We start from the raw sequence: 14548 nt of genomic DNA, 5'->3' as shown, positions 1-14548 counted from the left end.
CGATGTGCTCCCCGAAGCAGACACGTCTTACGTCAACATCAGTTGACTTACGTCAAGTTCAATTGCGGGGCCTCCGCCAGCCGCTCGCTCAACCCCTTGGAGGCGGCTTCGCCCGGCTTTGTTCGAAGGCGAGACAAGAACCGCCCTGCGCGACGTAAGCCAGGCGCCCGCCGGGGGGCAACATCGGGCCGCAGCGTGTGTTGCTCCACGTGATTTACCAGGGCGAAAGAGTTGCCATTGCCGCCGTCGAACGGATTGATGCTCACAGTCCTCCAGGCCAAGTAGTCGACGTGGGTGAAACCGTCTAAACCATACTGAAGGCCGGCAGGGTCGCTCCGGGTTTCTGGGAAGTTGGTTTCTGGCAAGCTGATGGAAACTCTCTGTAACCCCGCAACCGGTGCTTCGGAGCCCGAACTTAAAGGTCTATCGATGGGACTTTGTCATCGAACGCCGAGGCGGGCGAGATGCTCCACCCAATCAGCGGCGGCCGCAACGCTTTCCGCGGGTTTGGTCATCCGCGTGGCAATTTCTCGGGCTCGAGTGACGTACTCCGGACCGAGGATGATACGGAGGTCGGCAACCAGCGTCTCGCGGGTTGTACTCGAAAAGCGCCGGACAGAACCAACTTTCAGTCTCTTGAGCCGAGCTCCCCAAATTGTGTGTTCGACGTCCGTCGAAAGTATCAGCGTTGGGACTCCGGCACGCAAGCCCGCGGCAGTGGTGCCCACACCACCGTGGTGGACTACCGCGCGGCAAGCTGGAAACGCAGCAGCGAAATTCAACGCGGGAACAACCTTGACGTGGTCAAACGGGGCTACCTGACTGAAGTCGCTCCAACCGGCGCAAACCAGCGCCCGCTCGCCCAACTGCGCGCACGCCTCGGCGATCATGGCCATCGTGTCGGCGGGAGAATTGACCGGAATACTGCCAAACCCGAAGAAAATCGGCGGTGTCCCGGCGGCAATCCACCTAGCAGCCTCATCATCGGTATCAGTCGGCAACTCCAACGTCAACGCACCAACAAAGGGGCGTTGGCCATCCCGTTTCGCCCATTCGGTGGCCAACCCGGTAAAGCACACCTCGTCGTACGCCTGGATTTCCAGCGAACCGCGCTCGGTCATCCGCCGCGGGTAAGGCTTTGTCGCCGGCGGCAGACCCAGTTGACGGCGCTGCGTATTCTCGAGCTTCGTCGCCGCACGCCAAGCCAGCCACTGGTAGAGCCTCATTGCAGAGCGGCCCAAGGGCGCTGGCAAGAACTGAATCAGTCGACCATTGGCCCGTACTGGGTAAAGATGCAGTGTAGCTAACGGAATGTCGTAGTACTCCGCGACGTTGGCCGCGGCTTGCTCGAAATTCAAACCGGTGACCAGCAAATCGGCCCCCTTTGCCAGCGATGCGAGCGTCTCAGTGATGTCCCCCCAGCGCTGGACAACGGGCCCCGCAATTTCGCGACGCAACCTGATCAGAACGTGAATCTTCCAGAAGCTGTTGAATACAGAAGTCCAGAACCTACGGTGCGCATCCAGAATAGGTTGTACATCCGGTCCGTATGCAACCGCAGCAGGCCCAGCCGCCTCGGCGAAGCCGATCAGCTCGGGAGGGACTGCCACACGGACCTCGTGCCCTCTGCGCAGCAACTCACGACCGACAGCGATGCATGGCTCAACATCGCCACGACTTCCATAACTTGCCAGCACAATTTTCATTGCCGGTACTGCCTTTCACTTTCCGTGCGCATCTTGCGAAATGAAAGCGAAACCTCGCGGCGCGAGGCAGCTTAACGCGATACCCCGCGCTGTCGACCTTAAACTGAAAACTTCGGCCAAGCTGCAGACCGTTTACGTTGAGCAGCATCGGTTGCAGCACTGCGCCGGTGACGCGGATGGCTCCCTTGTGGATCAGCCAACGCGCCTGAGTCGCGCGAAATTCTCGACAAGATCGGCGGCGGCGGCAATGCTGTCGGCGGGTTTGGTCATCTGGGTTGCGACCTCGCGGGCACGGTTGACATATTGCGGGGTAAGGATGGCGCGGAGGTCTGCGACCAACGTTTCTTGGGTGGTGGCCGAAAAGCGCCGGGCGGTACCAACTTTCAGTCGTTTGACCTGAGCACCCCAGAGTGTTTGATCACCCCAGGTCGAGAGGATCAACGTGGGGACTCCGGCGCGGAGACCCGCCGCCGTGGTACCCCCGCCACCGTGGTGCACGACGGCGCGGCAGATCGGAAAGGCGGCTGCGTAATTCATCTCGCCCACTACCTTGACGTGGTCGAAGTGAGGGATTTGACGGAAGTCGGTATCAGCGGCGCAAACCAACGCCCGCTCGGCTAACTGCGCGCACGCCGCACTGATCATGTGGATCGTGTCTGCGGGAGACTTAGCGGGCGTGCTGCCGAATCCGAAGAAGATCGGCGGTGTTCCTGCTGCAACCCAGGACGCAACCTCCTGATCGGCATCCGTCGGCAGCTCCAACGTCAGCACGCCGACGAATGGCCGTTGGCCATCCCATTTCGCCCATTCGGCCGCCAGTCCGGGGAAGCAGACCTCGTCATAGGCTTGAATTTCCAGAGTTCCGCGTTGGGTGATTCGTCGCGACGAGGGGCCTATTGCCTTCGGTAGGCCCAGGGTGCGCCGCTGTGCGTCCTCGATCTTCTTCGTCACGGGCCAACCCAGCCATGCGGATACTGCCATTGCGGAACGCGCCAACGGCGCGGGCAGGATCGGCGCGAGTTGTCCGCTGGCCCGTATCGGAAAGGCGTGAAGCGTGGCCAACGGAATGTCGTGATACTCCGCGACGTTGGCCGCAGGCTCCTCGCCAATCACGCTGGTCATCAGCATGTCGGCCCCGTCAGCCAAGGAAGTCAGTGTCGTGCTGGTCTCCTCCCAGCACTGAGTAAGCAATTCACGATCTTCGCGCCCCAGCCGGACCAGATCTTGGAAATTCCAGAAGTTACGCAACAAGTGCGTCAGCAAGTCGCGGTGAACGTCCTGCCACTTCCGAGCATCCGGGCCATAAGCGACCGCCGTGAGGCCAGCAGCCTCGGCGAAGCCAACCAGGTCAGGTGGGACGGCGATGTGCACTCCGTGTCCGCGGCGGAGTAACTCACGGCCGATAGCGAGGCCGGGCTCGACATCACCGCGAGTTCCATAGAACGCAAGCACAAATTTCATCTGGGAGATCTCTGTCTTTCACTACCCATTGGTGTTCCGCGAGATGTAAGCGGCAGGCCCGGTGTCTCCCGCTCAGCCGCCCGGCAGCTTAACCCGGGTACCCGCGCTATCAACCTGAAATCCAGAAGTTCGGACGGGCAGCCGCCAGCACCGGCGCTTCGCAGAAGAGCCGACCGCACTATCACCCGGTTGGATAGTCGGACGTGCCCAAGCGGCGTGTTCGCCACAATCCGGTGGTATCGCCGTTCCGCCGGGCCATCCGTAAGGTGGCGGCGACGAAATCTCAGGGTATGTCTCGTGCGGTATCACTAAGCTAACCCGCTGTGGTGCGACAGTAGAGCCATGTATGCCAAGAAGCGACACAATCATGGACCTGTCCGCGCCAACAAAATCAGCTAGCTTTCAAAGCTGACTGCCCGACGAGGGGAGGATGTCGCGTGAACCGGGTCGTAGCCGTGCGAAGGGCGTTGGCAGGGAGGGAGACGCGCGTATACCTCGAGATCGGTGTTGCGTACGGATTGGCGTTCCGGTCTATTTACGCCGATGAGAAGATCGCCGTCGATCCCTCGTTCAAGCTGGGGGCGTGCAGCCGCAGGGTCGCCGAGGCGAAGGCGCGTGCAACTCACTACTTCGAGATGACCAGCGATGCTTTCTTTGTGAACGAGAAGGCCTTCCTCGAGGAGCGCGGCATCGACGTTGCCCTAATCGATGGGCTGCACACCTATGGTCAGGTCGTACGCGACGTCGAGAACACCCTGCGCTACCTGCGGGACGACGGCGTCATCGTCCTCCACGACTGCAATCCCGCGAGCGCCTTGATCGGCTACCCCGCGGCGTCGAAAGCCGACTTTCGTGCGCAGAACCACTGGTGGAATGTCACCTGGAGCGGCGATGTGTGGAAGGCGATCGTCTATCTTCGCAGTACGCGGGACGATCTGCGAGTCGCGGTACTGAACTGCGATCGTGGGGTCGGAGTGATACGAAAGGGTATTCCGGAATCGCGATTGTCCTATCTGGCGACGCAGATCGAGGAGCTCACTTACGCGGATCTCGCCGCCGATCGGGAGCGCTTGATCAATCTGAAGCCGCCCGAGTACCTCGGCGAATTTCTTGCGCGGTCTGGCGACGAGACCCCCATGATGTCCACACTGTCGCGGCTCAGGAGGCGTGGCAACAAATCGCGGTAGTCGGCGGGAACGACACCACCGGACCGGCCGCATCCAACGCTTGGATCCACATACCGCACCCGTTCTGCCAAATTTCGCCGCTGAAAACCGTTGACTGACTTGGGTGGTCACCTGGCAACGTTGAGAAAATCTGTCAATGCGTGATTGGGGGCGGGCCGATATAGGTGCCAGCGAGCGAGAGGTCATCTAACGCTTTCGAAACGTCTTGTCGCAAGCTGTCATTCGAGTTGGTATAGCCCGGCTGATAAGCAGTGGCGGAGACAAAGACCTGCCCCAGCGCAGTTCCCGACACCACGTACAAGGCTCCGCCCACGCGGTGCATCAACGCTTTGGTCACGCCCCGGTGGAAAAGCCTCCCGGCCCAGAGATCGGCGTCCGTGCCATCTGCCCGGATGACGGCCGGGTTGACCACACCCACGTTGGATGAAACGGCGGTATTGTCGACGAGCCTGACAAGCCGCTTGGGCAACAGGCCCAATAGGGGAGCCAAGGACGTCATCGCCCGCTCGTCGTCGCGAGTCTCCTGGTGGCTGATCAGCGCTTGCTTGACGGAGGCCCGGATCTCACGCAGATCGGTCGTCGCGCGTGTGGGGTCGACGGTGAGTGTGAGATTGGTGGCCGCGTTGGCGCGCGTATCACCGGTGGCGGCGCGATCCTTGACCGCCATCCTCATTAGGACCAAGCCGTCCGCAGTGACCCGTCCCATTCGCTGCGCCACGCGGGCCGTCAATCCCATCAGCAGCGCGTTGCTGGTCCCACCCAGCGTGTGGGCACGTTTCCGCCACTCGTCGGCATCGATGAAGACGGTTGCCTTTGGGAGCATGAGCGGCTCATCAGCGCCCGCGGGCAGCTCGAGTGGCTTGGTAAATGACGCGCCTCCGCCACCCTCGCGGCGGGCATGCCGAGCCAGCCGTACCGCGGCAACCGTGCCGCGGCCGAGAGCGGGAATGTCGCACATGGTTTGACGGGCGTCCTCGCGCACGGCCTGCCACCGCCGGCGCGACGCAGCGGTCGGCCAGTCGATCGGGGCATCGCGGCCATCGGCCGCATCCGCGATCGCCTCCAACGACCCGAGACCGTCGGCGATGCTATGTGAGATGGCCAAGCTCACCGCTGCGCCGCCGTCAGTAAAGGGCAGCACTGCCAGGTGCCATCCGGGTCCGTGCTCGGCGTCGATGGGTCGGGTGGTGGCTTGCTCCTCGAGCCAGGCGTCCAATTCTGCACGCGGGCGAGGCGTCGCGACGGTCTCAAGCTCGGATGGACCTTCGGGTGATACCCAGCGGTGGCGGCCGAACCGCAATGGTGAGCGCTCGATGCGGCGACTTAACCGTCCCCAGTTAAGGTAGTGATGGAATTTCCGCAGACCGTCGATGTCGACCGGGCGGTTATATACCCAGAAAAATTGTGGGATAGACTCGATACCCATCGCTCGCTCGGCAACAAAAATGAGCTGATCGAGCGGATCGAGTACATTATCCATTGTTGTACCGTACTTCCGACTACATGATTTCGAAGCGATTCATACCCTCTGACAACGGATCCTGACTCTTCGCCGCCATAAGCGGACGGCCAACTCTGATATAGGGTCGGCAAGGAGTGCTCGTACGCTGCAAGGTGGCCGGTTCGAAGCGCGCTGTCGCCAGCGGGCCTCGATCGAGTTCGTTGAGAACCTGCAACAGGCCAAGGTTCGCAATCTTCTAAGTTATAGTCACCTCCTGCACTACACCGCGCTTGTCATATATGCCGTCGCCTACCCCGGCAGCCAGATCAGGGGATATCTCATGGTGAGAGAGCCTGGATGAAATATGTGCTGGCAAGCTATGGAACGCGTGGCGACATAGAGCCGTGCGTCGCTTTGGGCTGTGAACTGGTACGCCACGGACACGATGTGCGCGTGGCAGTCCCGCCTGACCTGGTTAGCTTCGCCGAGTCGGCTGGTCTTAAGGCGGTCGTCTACGGCCCGGATACGCGGGAGTGGTGGGGCGCGCACCGCGACTTGTGGACGCGGTCATTCCGCAACATTTGGAAGATCCAAGATCTGATCAGGTTGTGGCGCGAAATTGGGGAGTCCGTCGTCTCGTACTGGGAAGAGATCACCACGACGCTGCGGACGCTGGCGGACGGGGCCGACCTGTTAGTCACGTTTCTGAATTTCGAGCAGCCCGCAGCGAACGTCGCGGAGTATTTCGATATTCCGTTGGCCACGGTTCATGTCTCCCCGGTGCGGCCCAATAGCCAGATGCTTCCCTTCTTACCGTCGTCATTGGGTCGTTCCGCACTCGCGGTCTACGAGTGGGCGAGTTGGCGAGGAATGAAGAAGTTCGATAACGCGCAGCGTCGTGAACTGGGATTGCCAAAGGCAGTGCGCTCCGTGCCACGACGGATCACCGAAAGCGGGTCATTGGAAATTCAGGCCTACGAAGAGGTGTGCTTTCCCGGGCTGGCTGCCGAGTGGGCGAAATGGAATGGCCAGCGGCCCTTTGTCGGCGCTCTGACGATGGAGTTGACCACGGATGCCGATGAAGAGGTCGCATCCTGGATTGCCGCGGGAACACCACCGATTTTCTTCGGGTTTGGCAGCACGCCGGTCGAATCTCCCGCCGACACGCTCGCCATGATCGGAGAGGCCTGCGCGGAGTTGGGCGAGCGCGCGTTAGTGTGCTCCGGTTGGAGCGACTTGAGCGATGTCCCCCATTTCGAGCACATCAAGCTGGTGGGCACGCTGAATTATGCCGCCGCTTTTCCTGCTTGCCGCGCGGTCGTGCACCACGGTGGCGGGGGCACCACGGCCGCGGGCCTTCGCGCCGGAGTTCCCACGTTAATCCTTTGGACTGCGCTTGATCAAGCGGTCTGGGCAGCTCAGATCAAACGACTGAAGGTTGGCTCTGGGCGCCGCTTTTCGACCGCTAGCCGAAAAGCGCTAGTCGCGGACCTGCGCCGGATCCTCGCTCCCGAATATGTCGCCCGGGCCCGCAAGGTCGCCGCCGAGACGACCAAACCCGCTGAGAGTGTCGCCAACGCCGTCGATCTCCTGGAACATTTCACCCGGTCGTTGAACGAACGAGAAACCGATCCTAGCTAGTGGTCCGTGTTTGAAGTTGGTTGACGGTTGGCTTTCTTGACCTGACTTGGCTCACGTTTCCGGATTGACGACCATCGCAGAGTCCTGAACTGCTGTTTGTTGGTCGGATCGGGCAGAATTTGCGCACTAAATCTGGGCTCTAGGCTGCCGGGGTGGCCTACGTGCGCACCGTGAAGACCGCCTCGGGGGCGACCGCGGTGCAGATCGTGTGGTCCACTCGGCGCGGGTCACGATCGATTGAGCATCTGGGCTCGGCTCATGATGAGACCGAGCTGGCCGCGCTGAAGGCGGCGGCGTCGGAGCGGTTGGCGGCCAACCAGGCGGTGCTCGATCTCGATGTGACCGCCCCGCCGGGATCTGAGCCGCTGCCGATCACCTCCACCCGGATGACGCACTTGTGGGACGCATTGTGCGCGGCCTACCGGATCCTGGGGTTCGAGTCAGCCACGAAGGGCGACAATGTGTTTCGCGATCTGGTGCTTGCGCGGATCATCGAACCCACCAGCAAGATCGATGCCGGACGAGTACTCGCGGAGGTCGGTGTCGAGCCCGCGTCCTATGCCACCGTCAAGCGGCGCCTGCCCAGCTATGCCCAACCGAAGTGGCGCCAAGCATTGGCCGCCGCCAGCGCCCGGCGCGCCGGATTGGGGCCGGCCTCGCTGGTGCTCTTCGACGTCTCCACTCTGTACTTCGAGACCGACGCCGGCGACGGGTTCCGCGAACCCGGCTTCTCCAATTATCCCGAGGTCGTGGTTATGCCGAGCCTGGGGCAGTCGTGGTGGTGTTCGTGCAGTTCGGCGGAGGTTTCGAGGCTGGCTCGCGCGGCATAATCGTGGTCGCTCGTGTTGGGGGTCAGAGGCGTTCGAGGAAGTTGATGAGATCGTCGGCGGGCCGGTAACGGCCGGGGGTGGTGTTTGGTCCGCTGACGCGGCTGAGGGCCCGTTCTTTGATGGTCATGTCGGCATGCAGATAGATGTGGGTTGTAACCGGGCTTTCGTGGCCGAGCCACAGGGCGATCACGGACGTGTCGATGCCGGCGTGCAGCAGCGCCATCGCCGCGGTGTGGCGCAGCGTGTGCGGAGTGACGCGCTTGACCGCTATCGATGTGCATGTATTCGCAGCTGCGGCCGCGTGTTTGGCGACCAGGCGTTGAACCGCGTCTGCTGACATCGGTGTCTTGCGTTGGGTCGGAAAGGCGGGACTGCTGGCAGCAGCGCCGGCCTCTGGCAGCCAAGCGCGGAGGGTGGCAGCGGTGGGTTTGGTCAGCGGTGTGCTGCGTTCCTTTCTGCCTTTTCCTGTGGTGTGCAGGGCGGCTCCCGGTGTCGTGGTGGTGATGTCACCGACGCTCAGCGTGGTGATCTCCGAGACCCGAAGACCGGTCGTGACGGCAGTGAGCAGCAGCGCGTGGTCACGTCGGCCGTACCAGGTGGTTCGGTCCGGCGCGGCCAGGAGGGCATCGGTCTCGGTGCTGGTCAGATACGACACGGTCACCTGGTCATGGCGGCGTTGCGGGATCGCCAAGATCTGGCTGGCCGTGTGAGCGCGTTCTGGCATCAGCGGCAGCGCATAGCGGTAGAACGAATGGATCGCGGCCAGTCGTGCGTTGCGGGTTGCGGTGCTGTTGCGCCGTTCGGCGTCAAGGTAGTTCAGGAAGGCTCCGATCATCGCGGCGTCGAGATCATCGAGTGCCAGCTGCGCCGGGGATCTCTTGGTCTGGTCGGCGGCGAAGGTCAGCAGGAGCTTGAAGGTGTCCCGGTAGGCCGCAATTGTCTTCGGGCTGGCCCGCAGGTGCCGCATCAGCCGGTCGGTGAAGAACCCTTGCAGCAGCGAACTCAGCGTCGGGGTGGTCATGGCGTCGCCTTCGCGGCAGAGGCTTCGGCGGCGTTGTCGAGGCGGTCGGCGGCAAGGGTGAGCAGTTCGGGCACTGCCTGCAGATACCAGTAGGTCGAGGCGGGATCGACGTGGCCGAGCCAGGTTGACAGCAGTGGCAGTCGCGCTTGAACGTCTTGGCCGTCGCGGTACCAGTCGATCATCGTGGTCACGGCGAAGGTGTGGCGCAGATCGTGCAGACGGACCGGCCGGCGTCCCGGCGCGGTGGCTAATCCGGTGGCCGCGACGATCTTACGGAATGTGACATTGAGCCGGTCAGGACATATCGGTCCGCGCCGGGTGTTGAGGAAAACCGTTGCGCTGCTGTGGGCGCCGGCCCCGACCCATGCTTGGCGGGACTGCAGGTAGTTGGCGAGCACGGTGGCGGTGCTCGGGTGGATGAACACGAGCCGGGACTTGCCGAACTTCGTCTCCAGCACCTGAATCACTCCGCCGGCCAGATTGATGTCGTTGACGGCCAGCCGACACGCTTCGCCCGGGCGTAGCCCGGTGGCGGACAGCAGCCCGATCAATGTTCGCCACGTCAGCGCCTTGAACGCTGGCTCCAGAACGCTCGTCGCGTCCAGCAGCGCACAGATATCGTCCTGGCTGAGCATATTTGGCTGCTTCGACCGGTAGCGCCGAGGCCGGTGCTCTTCGGCTGGGATCTGCGTGAGCGGATCCAACGCATGCTGGTATCGGGCGAAGATCCGCACCGCGTCGAGTCGGCGGGCTATGAGGGTGTCGCTGACCGGAACCTTGATAGAGGTTGTGGCCCATTGGATTGCGAGGTCGTTCTGGACCCGGGTGGCTCCACGTTCCTCGCAGAACGCGACGAAGCTCAGCAGGAGCTTGCTCAGGCCTTCGAGTTTGAATCCCAGCGCCCGGCGGGTGGCGAGGTAGTCAATGACGTTCTCGCGCAAAGTCTTCATGACCGTGCCCCCGGCCACGGGCGCGCCATGCCTGGACCGGCATCGGAATCTGTCGTCGCGGTGATCGTCGGCCAGGGCCGGGCCAAGGGCCGCAATGCGACGTCATCGACCTTGGCGTAGATAGCGGTGGAGCGCACACTGCGGTGGCGCAGCACCTGACTCACTTCCGGCAGTGAGGCCCCAGAGCGCAGCATCTGCGTCGCCAGCGTGTGACGGAAACGGTGTGCGTTTATGCGCTCCAGCCCAGCGTCTCGGCACGCCGCGGCCACCAGGTGAGCGATCACTGCGGTCGATATCGGACGCCCTGCGGGCTTGACGGTGGTAAACACTGATCGCGTCGCGCATGCTGGTCTGCCGTCGACTAGCCATGCCGCGATCGCCTCGCCGGGTTCTGATGGCAGCGGCAACCGCTCCACGTGGCTACCTTTGCCCACGATGGTGAGTTCTCCTGCTCGCCAATCGATATCGTCGAGGCCAAGAGCGGCGATTTCGCCTCTGCGGAGCCCGAGTCGGGCCAACAACAGCAAGATCGCGTAATCGCGCCGATCGGTAGCAGTCCCGCAGTGACGTGACGCGACACCCAGGAGATGCTGAAGATCTGCAGCCGGTACTGCCTTGGGAAGCGACGCCAAATGCCAGCCCGCCGGAACTGGAACCGCCCCCGACAGGTCGGCCGATGTGCGGCCGGTGGCGTGGGCGAATCGCAGGAAGGAACGCACCGACCGCGCCATTGACTTCGCCGAATTCGTATTGCGGTCGCTGCAGAACTCGACCATGAACGCAGTGACAATGCCGGCATCCAGAAGGCTCACCGAGACCTCGGCGGGCTGGGTCAACGTTGTCCTGAGGAACTGCGCAACCGACTTGCTGTAGTTGCTAACCGTCACTGGCGCCAAACCCCGCTGACGATCCAGCCACCGTTCGTACTCGACGAGCACGTCACCGATCCACGCCAGACGATCACCGGCATCGGTACTGCGTGTGGGACTCATGGATTCCTCCTCCTGATAGGCAAAGCAATGCACCATCAGAAAGACACACCATGTCTTCGCGCAGGGCGATTATGCCGCGCGAGCCAGCCTCGAAACCTCCGCCGAACTGCACGAACACCACCACGACTGCCCCAGGCTCGGCATAACCACGACCTCGGGATAATTGGAGTTATGCCGACGTCGGCATAACTCCAAGGAACGCCGCCTTGAACCCCAGATCACCCTCGGACTGTTGACCGACGCCGCCGGGTTCCCACTGACCGTGCAGGCCTTCGAGGGCAACAAGGCCGAGACCGCCACCATGCTGCCGGTCATCAACGCCTTCAAGACCGCCCACCAGCTCACCGACGTCACCGTCGTCGCCGACGCCGGCATGATCTCCGAGGCCAACCAGGTCGCGATCAAAGCCGCCGGGCTGTCGTTCATCCTGGGCACCCGCATCCCGTTTCTGCCCGATGTGGTGCGCGAATGGCGCGACAACCACGCAGGTGAGGCGATCCCCGACGGGCTGGTGCTGACCCAGCCCTGGCCGGCCACCAGCGCCGAGAAGACCCGCGGCATCCCCGACCGGGTCATCTACTACCAATTCCGCGCAGACCGGGCCCGGCGCACCCTGCGCGGCATCGATGAGCAGGTCCGCAAGGCCGAACGCGCCGTCGACGGGCACGCCCCGGTCAAACGCAACCGCTACATCCAGCTGTCCGGCGCCACCAAGTCGGTCAATCGCACGCTGGAGGCCAAAACTCGAGCGTTGGCGGGCTGGAAGGGCTACACCACCAACCTCACCAGCGCGTCCTCGACGTTCGTCATCGATGCCTACCACCAGTTGTGGCACATCGAGAAGTCCTTCCGGATGTCCAAACACGACCGGCAAGCCCGCCCGATCTATCACCACCTGCGCGATTCCATCGAAGCCCACCTGAGCATCGTGGTCGCCGCGATGGCCGTCAGCCACCACATCGAGACCCAAACCAGCTGGAGCATCAAGAAATTCGTCCGCACCGCACGCCGCTACCGCACCGTGAAAATTCAAGCAGGCAACCAAACCCTCACCGCGGCCGACCCGCTACCCGACGACCTCCGCGCCGCTCTGCTCAAAATCCGCACCGACGATGCGCACTAAATTGAGCCAAGTCGGGAACGAACGAGAAACCGATCCTAGCTAGTGGTCCGTGTTTGAAGTTGGTTGACGGTTGGCTTTCTTGAGGATGTCCTCGGCGGACTTGGTCCACACGAATGGGTGGGAGCGTCTGTTCCAGCCGGTGATGAAGCTGCGGATGGCTGTGGTCAGTTCGCGGACGTTGCCGAAGGTACCTCGGTGGATGGCCTGGCGTTCGATGATGCCGAACCAGACCTCGACCAGGTTGAGCCACGACGCCGATGTCGGGGTGAAATGCACGTGGACGCGCGGATTGTCGGTGAGCCACTGGCGGATCTCGATGCGTTTGTGCGCTGCATAGTTGTCCATCACCAGATGAAGCTCCTGGTCGGGATATGCGCGTGCGACATGCTTGAGGAAACGCAAGAATTCCTGATGACGGTGACGGTCTTGACAGATTCCGGTGACTTTGCCGGTGGCCACCTCCAACGCAGCGAATAGCGTTGTGGTGCCGTGGCGTACGTAGTCGTGGGTGCGCCGCTCGGGCAGGCCGGGTTGCATCGGCAACATCGGTTGGGTGCGATCGAGTGCCTGGATCTGACTCTTCTCGTCAACACACAGCACGATGGCGTTCTCCGGTGGGTCGAGATAGAGCCCGACGACATCGGTGACTTTGGCGACCAACTCAGGATCAGTGGAGAACTTGAACGTCTCCGACCGCCACGGCTGAACTCCGTATTCACGCCATGCCTTGGCCACCGCGGAGAAGCTGATTTTCAGGTGTTTCGCCAGTAGGCGCGAACTCCAGTGCGTGACAACGAGTTTGGCTGGAGGTGGAGCCAACGTGGCTGCCACGATGTCGCCGTGGTTGAGTTCGCGTGGCCGGCCCGAGCGTGGCCGGTCCACCAAACCCTCCATCCCGGACTGTTCATACCGCCCCCGCCACCCGATCACCGTCGGGCGTGATACCCCGGTGCGCTCAGCGATCTCGGTGTTAGACACACCGTCAGCGGCCAGCAACACGATCCGTGCCCGCTGCGCGGCTCCGGCCATCACCGTCGAGGATCGGGTCAACGACATCAGCGCTTCTCGATCACCGTCGCGCAATGCCAGCGGAGCAATTCGCATGCACGATTATCTCACCAAATCATTGTCAAATAACTTTAGACACGCGGTACTAGGCCTCGCAATACAGTCTAAGTCAAGGGGCCGCCGGCCTGGGCCTCACACGGTAATGTTCCGGCCATGTGGGGCTCAGTGCTGGCGCTGGGGCTTGTGATGGGGCTCGATCCGATTCGCCTCGCCATCACCGTTCTCGTGATCTCCCGGCCACGGCCCGTGCAAAACCTGCTGTTCTACTATGCCGGCTGCGTGACAGCGTTTATCCCCTCAGTGGCGATCCCGCTCACGTTGCTGCACGTCACACCAGCATTTAAGTCTTTTGTGGACAACCTGGCCACAAGTACCATCGCCCGGCACGTTCAACTTGGCATGGGCGTGTTCGCGCTATCGATCGCCGCGCTGATGACAGTGCGCTACCGGGCGCGTCGACGAGCGTACGTGCCGACACCGGACGGCAACACGTCGATGGTGGGGCTCGACTCGAATCTACCGCCCGTTATATCGCGGCTGCTGGGCCGCGCGCAGGATGCGGCGACCGGAGGCGGGTCTGCGGGTCGGCGGCTGCTCGGCCGCGTCCACAATGCGTGGGAAAACGGATCCTTGTGGGTCGCCTTCGTGATCGGCGCGACATTGGGGGGAATAGCACCCTCACTGCTTATATTTGTACTCGCCATCATCGTGGCCTCGGGCGCCCCGATCGGCGTGCAGGTTAGCGCTGCCATCGCATTCGTCGCCGGGGTGCTCGTGGTTGTCGAGATTACACTCGTCAGTTACGTAGTTGCGCCAGGGAAAACCCAAGAGGTATTGCGACTAGTGCACAACTGGGCGTCCGCTCACCGCCAGCACATCGTCATAGGCATCTTTGCCGCGGGCGGGCTCATGCTTATTGTCAACGGCATTGGCAGCAGCTGAGCAGGCTATCAAAGCGCCCCGGCTCCCGGCTGACATACCACTGATCCGCCCGCACGTCTAATCAGTCCGAGGGCAACAACATACGTACTTGCGGTGAGGGTCCGTTGGAGAAGATGTCCCCCGAGCCAGAGTCGTTGTATCAGTTGGGCAAAGTGCGGGGCTGCGCGCCTTGTTCGCGCCCCTGAG

At 62.5% G+C, this 14548-nt stretch carries 10 protein-coding genes and 2 pseudogenes; 5 read left to right on the top strand and 7 right to left on the bottom strand.

Annotated elements, in window-relative coordinates:
* Positions 1-440: 440 nt before the first annotated feature.
* Both QGN32_RS15950 and QGN32_RS15945 read right to left on the bottom strand, forming a co-directional pair.
* Complete coding sequence (locus QGN32_RS15950) at positions 441-1706, bottom strand: glycosyltransferase (RefSeq protein WP_326545308.1); 1266 nt, start codon at positions 1704-1706, stop codon at positions 441-443.
* 192 nt (positions 1707-1898) lie between these two features.
* Positions 1899-3167 carry a glycosyltransferase gene (locus tag QGN32_RS15945; RefSeq protein ID WP_326545307.1) on the bottom strand — a complete coding sequence of 423 codons (1269 nt, stop codon included), beginning with the start codon at positions 3165-3167 and terminating at the stop codon, positions 1899-1901.
* Between the two features lie 518 nt (positions 3168-3685).
* On the opposite strand from QGN32_RS15945, the gene QGN32_RS15940 reads away from it, so the two are divergent.
* Positions 3686-4354 (top strand): class I SAM-dependent methyltransferase, encoded by a 669-nt coding sequence (locus QGN32_RS15940; RefSeq protein WP_326545306.1) that lies wholly within the window; start codon positions 3686-3688, stop codon positions 4352-4354.
* A 133-nt stretch (positions 4355-4487) separates the two neighbouring features.
* Here QGN32_RS15940 and QGN32_RS15935 read toward each other — a convergent pair whose 3' ends face one another.
* Positions 4488-5834, bottom strand: coding sequence for a hypothetical protein (locus QGN32_RS15935; RefSeq protein WP_326545305.1), 1347 nt, complete (start codon positions 5832-5834; stop codon positions 4488-4490).
* Between the two features lie 318 nt (positions 5835-6152).
* Between QGN32_RS15935 and QGN32_RS15930 the strand changes: the two genes are divergently transcribed.
* Both QGN32_RS15930 and QGN32_RS15925 read left to right on the top strand, forming a co-directional pair.
* On the top strand, positions 6153-7436 hold the full coding sequence (locus QGN32_RS15930; protein WP_326545304.1) for a glycosyltransferase: 1284 nt from the start codon (positions 6153-6155) through the stop codon (positions 7434-7436).
* 152 nt (positions 7437-7588) lie between these two features.
* Positions 7589-8170, top strand: a pseudogene (locus QGN32_RS15925) (IS1634 family transposase); the annotation flags it as partial.
* Positions 8171-8288: 118 nt separating this feature from the next.
* On the opposite strand, the gene QGN32_RS15920 reads toward QGN32_RS15925, so the two are convergent.
* From QGN32_RS15920 to QGN32_RS15910, 3 genes are read right to left on the bottom strand one after another with little or no spacing between them, the layout of a single operon-like run.
* Positions 8289-9287 (bottom strand): tyrosine-type recombinase/integrase, encoded by a 999-nt coding sequence (locus QGN32_RS15920; protein WP_326545285.1) that lies wholly within the window; start codon positions 9285-9287, stop codon positions 8289-8291.
* A complete protein-coding gene (locus QGN32_RS15915; protein ID WP_326545284.1) occupies positions 9284-10237 on the bottom strand; it encodes a tyrosine-type recombinase/integrase in 954 nt (317 codons plus the stop codon). Before QGN32_RS15915 ends, QGN32_RS15920 begins: the two co-directional genes overlap by 4 nt.
* Positions 10234-11229, bottom strand: a complete 996-nt coding sequence (locus tag QGN32_RS15910) for a tyrosine-type recombinase/integrase (protein WP_326545290.1) — start codon at positions 11227-11229, stop codon at positions 10234-10236. Before QGN32_RS15910 ends, QGN32_RS15915 begins: the two co-directional genes overlap by 4 nt.
* A gap of 190 nt (positions 11230-11419) precedes the next feature.
* Between QGN32_RS15910 and QGN32_RS15905 the strand changes: the two are divergent.
* Positions 11420-12352, top strand: a pseudogene (locus QGN32_RS15905) (IS1634 family transposase); the annotation flags it as partial.
* A 39-nt stretch (positions 12353-12391) separates the two neighbouring features.
* Here the strand turns inward: QGN32_RS15905 and QGN32_RS15900 are convergent.
* A complete protein-coding gene (locus QGN32_RS15900; RefSeq protein ID WP_326545303.1) occupies positions 12392-13456 on the bottom strand; it encodes an IS630 family transposase in 1065 nt (354 codons plus the stop codon).
* 117 nt (positions 13457-13573) lie between these two features.
* Here QGN32_RS15900 and QGN32_RS15895 point away from each other — a divergent pair, with 117 nt between their 5' ends.
* A complete protein-coding gene (locus tag QGN32_RS15895) occupies positions 13574-14362 on the top strand; it encodes a GAP family protein (RefSeq protein ID WP_326545302.1) in 789 nt (262 codons plus the stop codon).
* The last annotated feature ends 186 nt before the right edge of the window (positions 14363-14548 follow it).

The sequence above is a fragment of the Mycolicibacterium sp. ND9-15 genome (assembly GCF_035918395.1).
Taxonomy (GTDB): domain Bacteria; phylum Actinomycetota; class Actinomycetes; order Mycobacteriales; family Mycobacteriaceae; genus Mycobacterium.
This window is presented reverse-complemented; position numbering and strand designations above follow the sequence as displayed.

Excerpts from the sequence above, each read along its gene's own strand:
- QGN32_RS15950 (WP_326545308.1), bottom strand. The coding sequence starts at position 1,706 with ATGAAAATTGTGCTGGCAAGTTATGGAAGTCGTGGCGATGTTGAGCCA.
- QGN32_RS15935 (WP_326545305.1), bottom strand. The coding sequence starts at position 5,834 with ATGGATAATGTACTCGATCCGCTCGATCAGCTCATTTTTGTTGCCGAG.
- QGN32_RS15930 (WP_326545304.1), top strand. The coding sequence starts at position 6,153 with ATGAAATATGTGCTGGCAAGCTATGGAACGCGTGGCGACATAGAGCCG.
- QGN32_RS15895 (WP_326545302.1), top strand. The coding sequence starts at position 13,574 with ATGTGGGGCTCAGTGCTGGCGCTGGGGCTTGTGATGGGGCTCGATCCG.
- QGN32_RS15910 (WP_326545290.1), bottom strand. The coding sequence starts at position 11,229 with ATGAGTCCCACACGCAGTACCGATGCCGGTGATCGTCTGGCGTGGATC.
- QGN32_RS15920 (WP_326545285.1), bottom strand. The coding sequence starts at position 9,287 with ATGACCACCCCGACGCTGAGTTCGCTGCTGCAAGGGTTCTTCACCGAC.
- QGN32_RS15900 (WP_326545303.1), bottom strand. The coding sequence starts at position 13,456 with ATGCGAATTGCTCCGCTGGCATTGCGCGACGGTGATCGAGAAGCGCTG.
- QGN32_RS15915 (WP_326545284.1), bottom strand. The coding sequence starts at position 10,237 with ATGAAGACTTTGCGCGAGAACGTCATTGACTACCTCGCCACCCGCCGG.
- QGN32_RS15945 (WP_326545307.1), bottom strand. The coding sequence starts at position 3,167 with ATGAAATTTGTGCTTGCGTTCTATGGAACTCGCGGTGATGTCGAGCCC.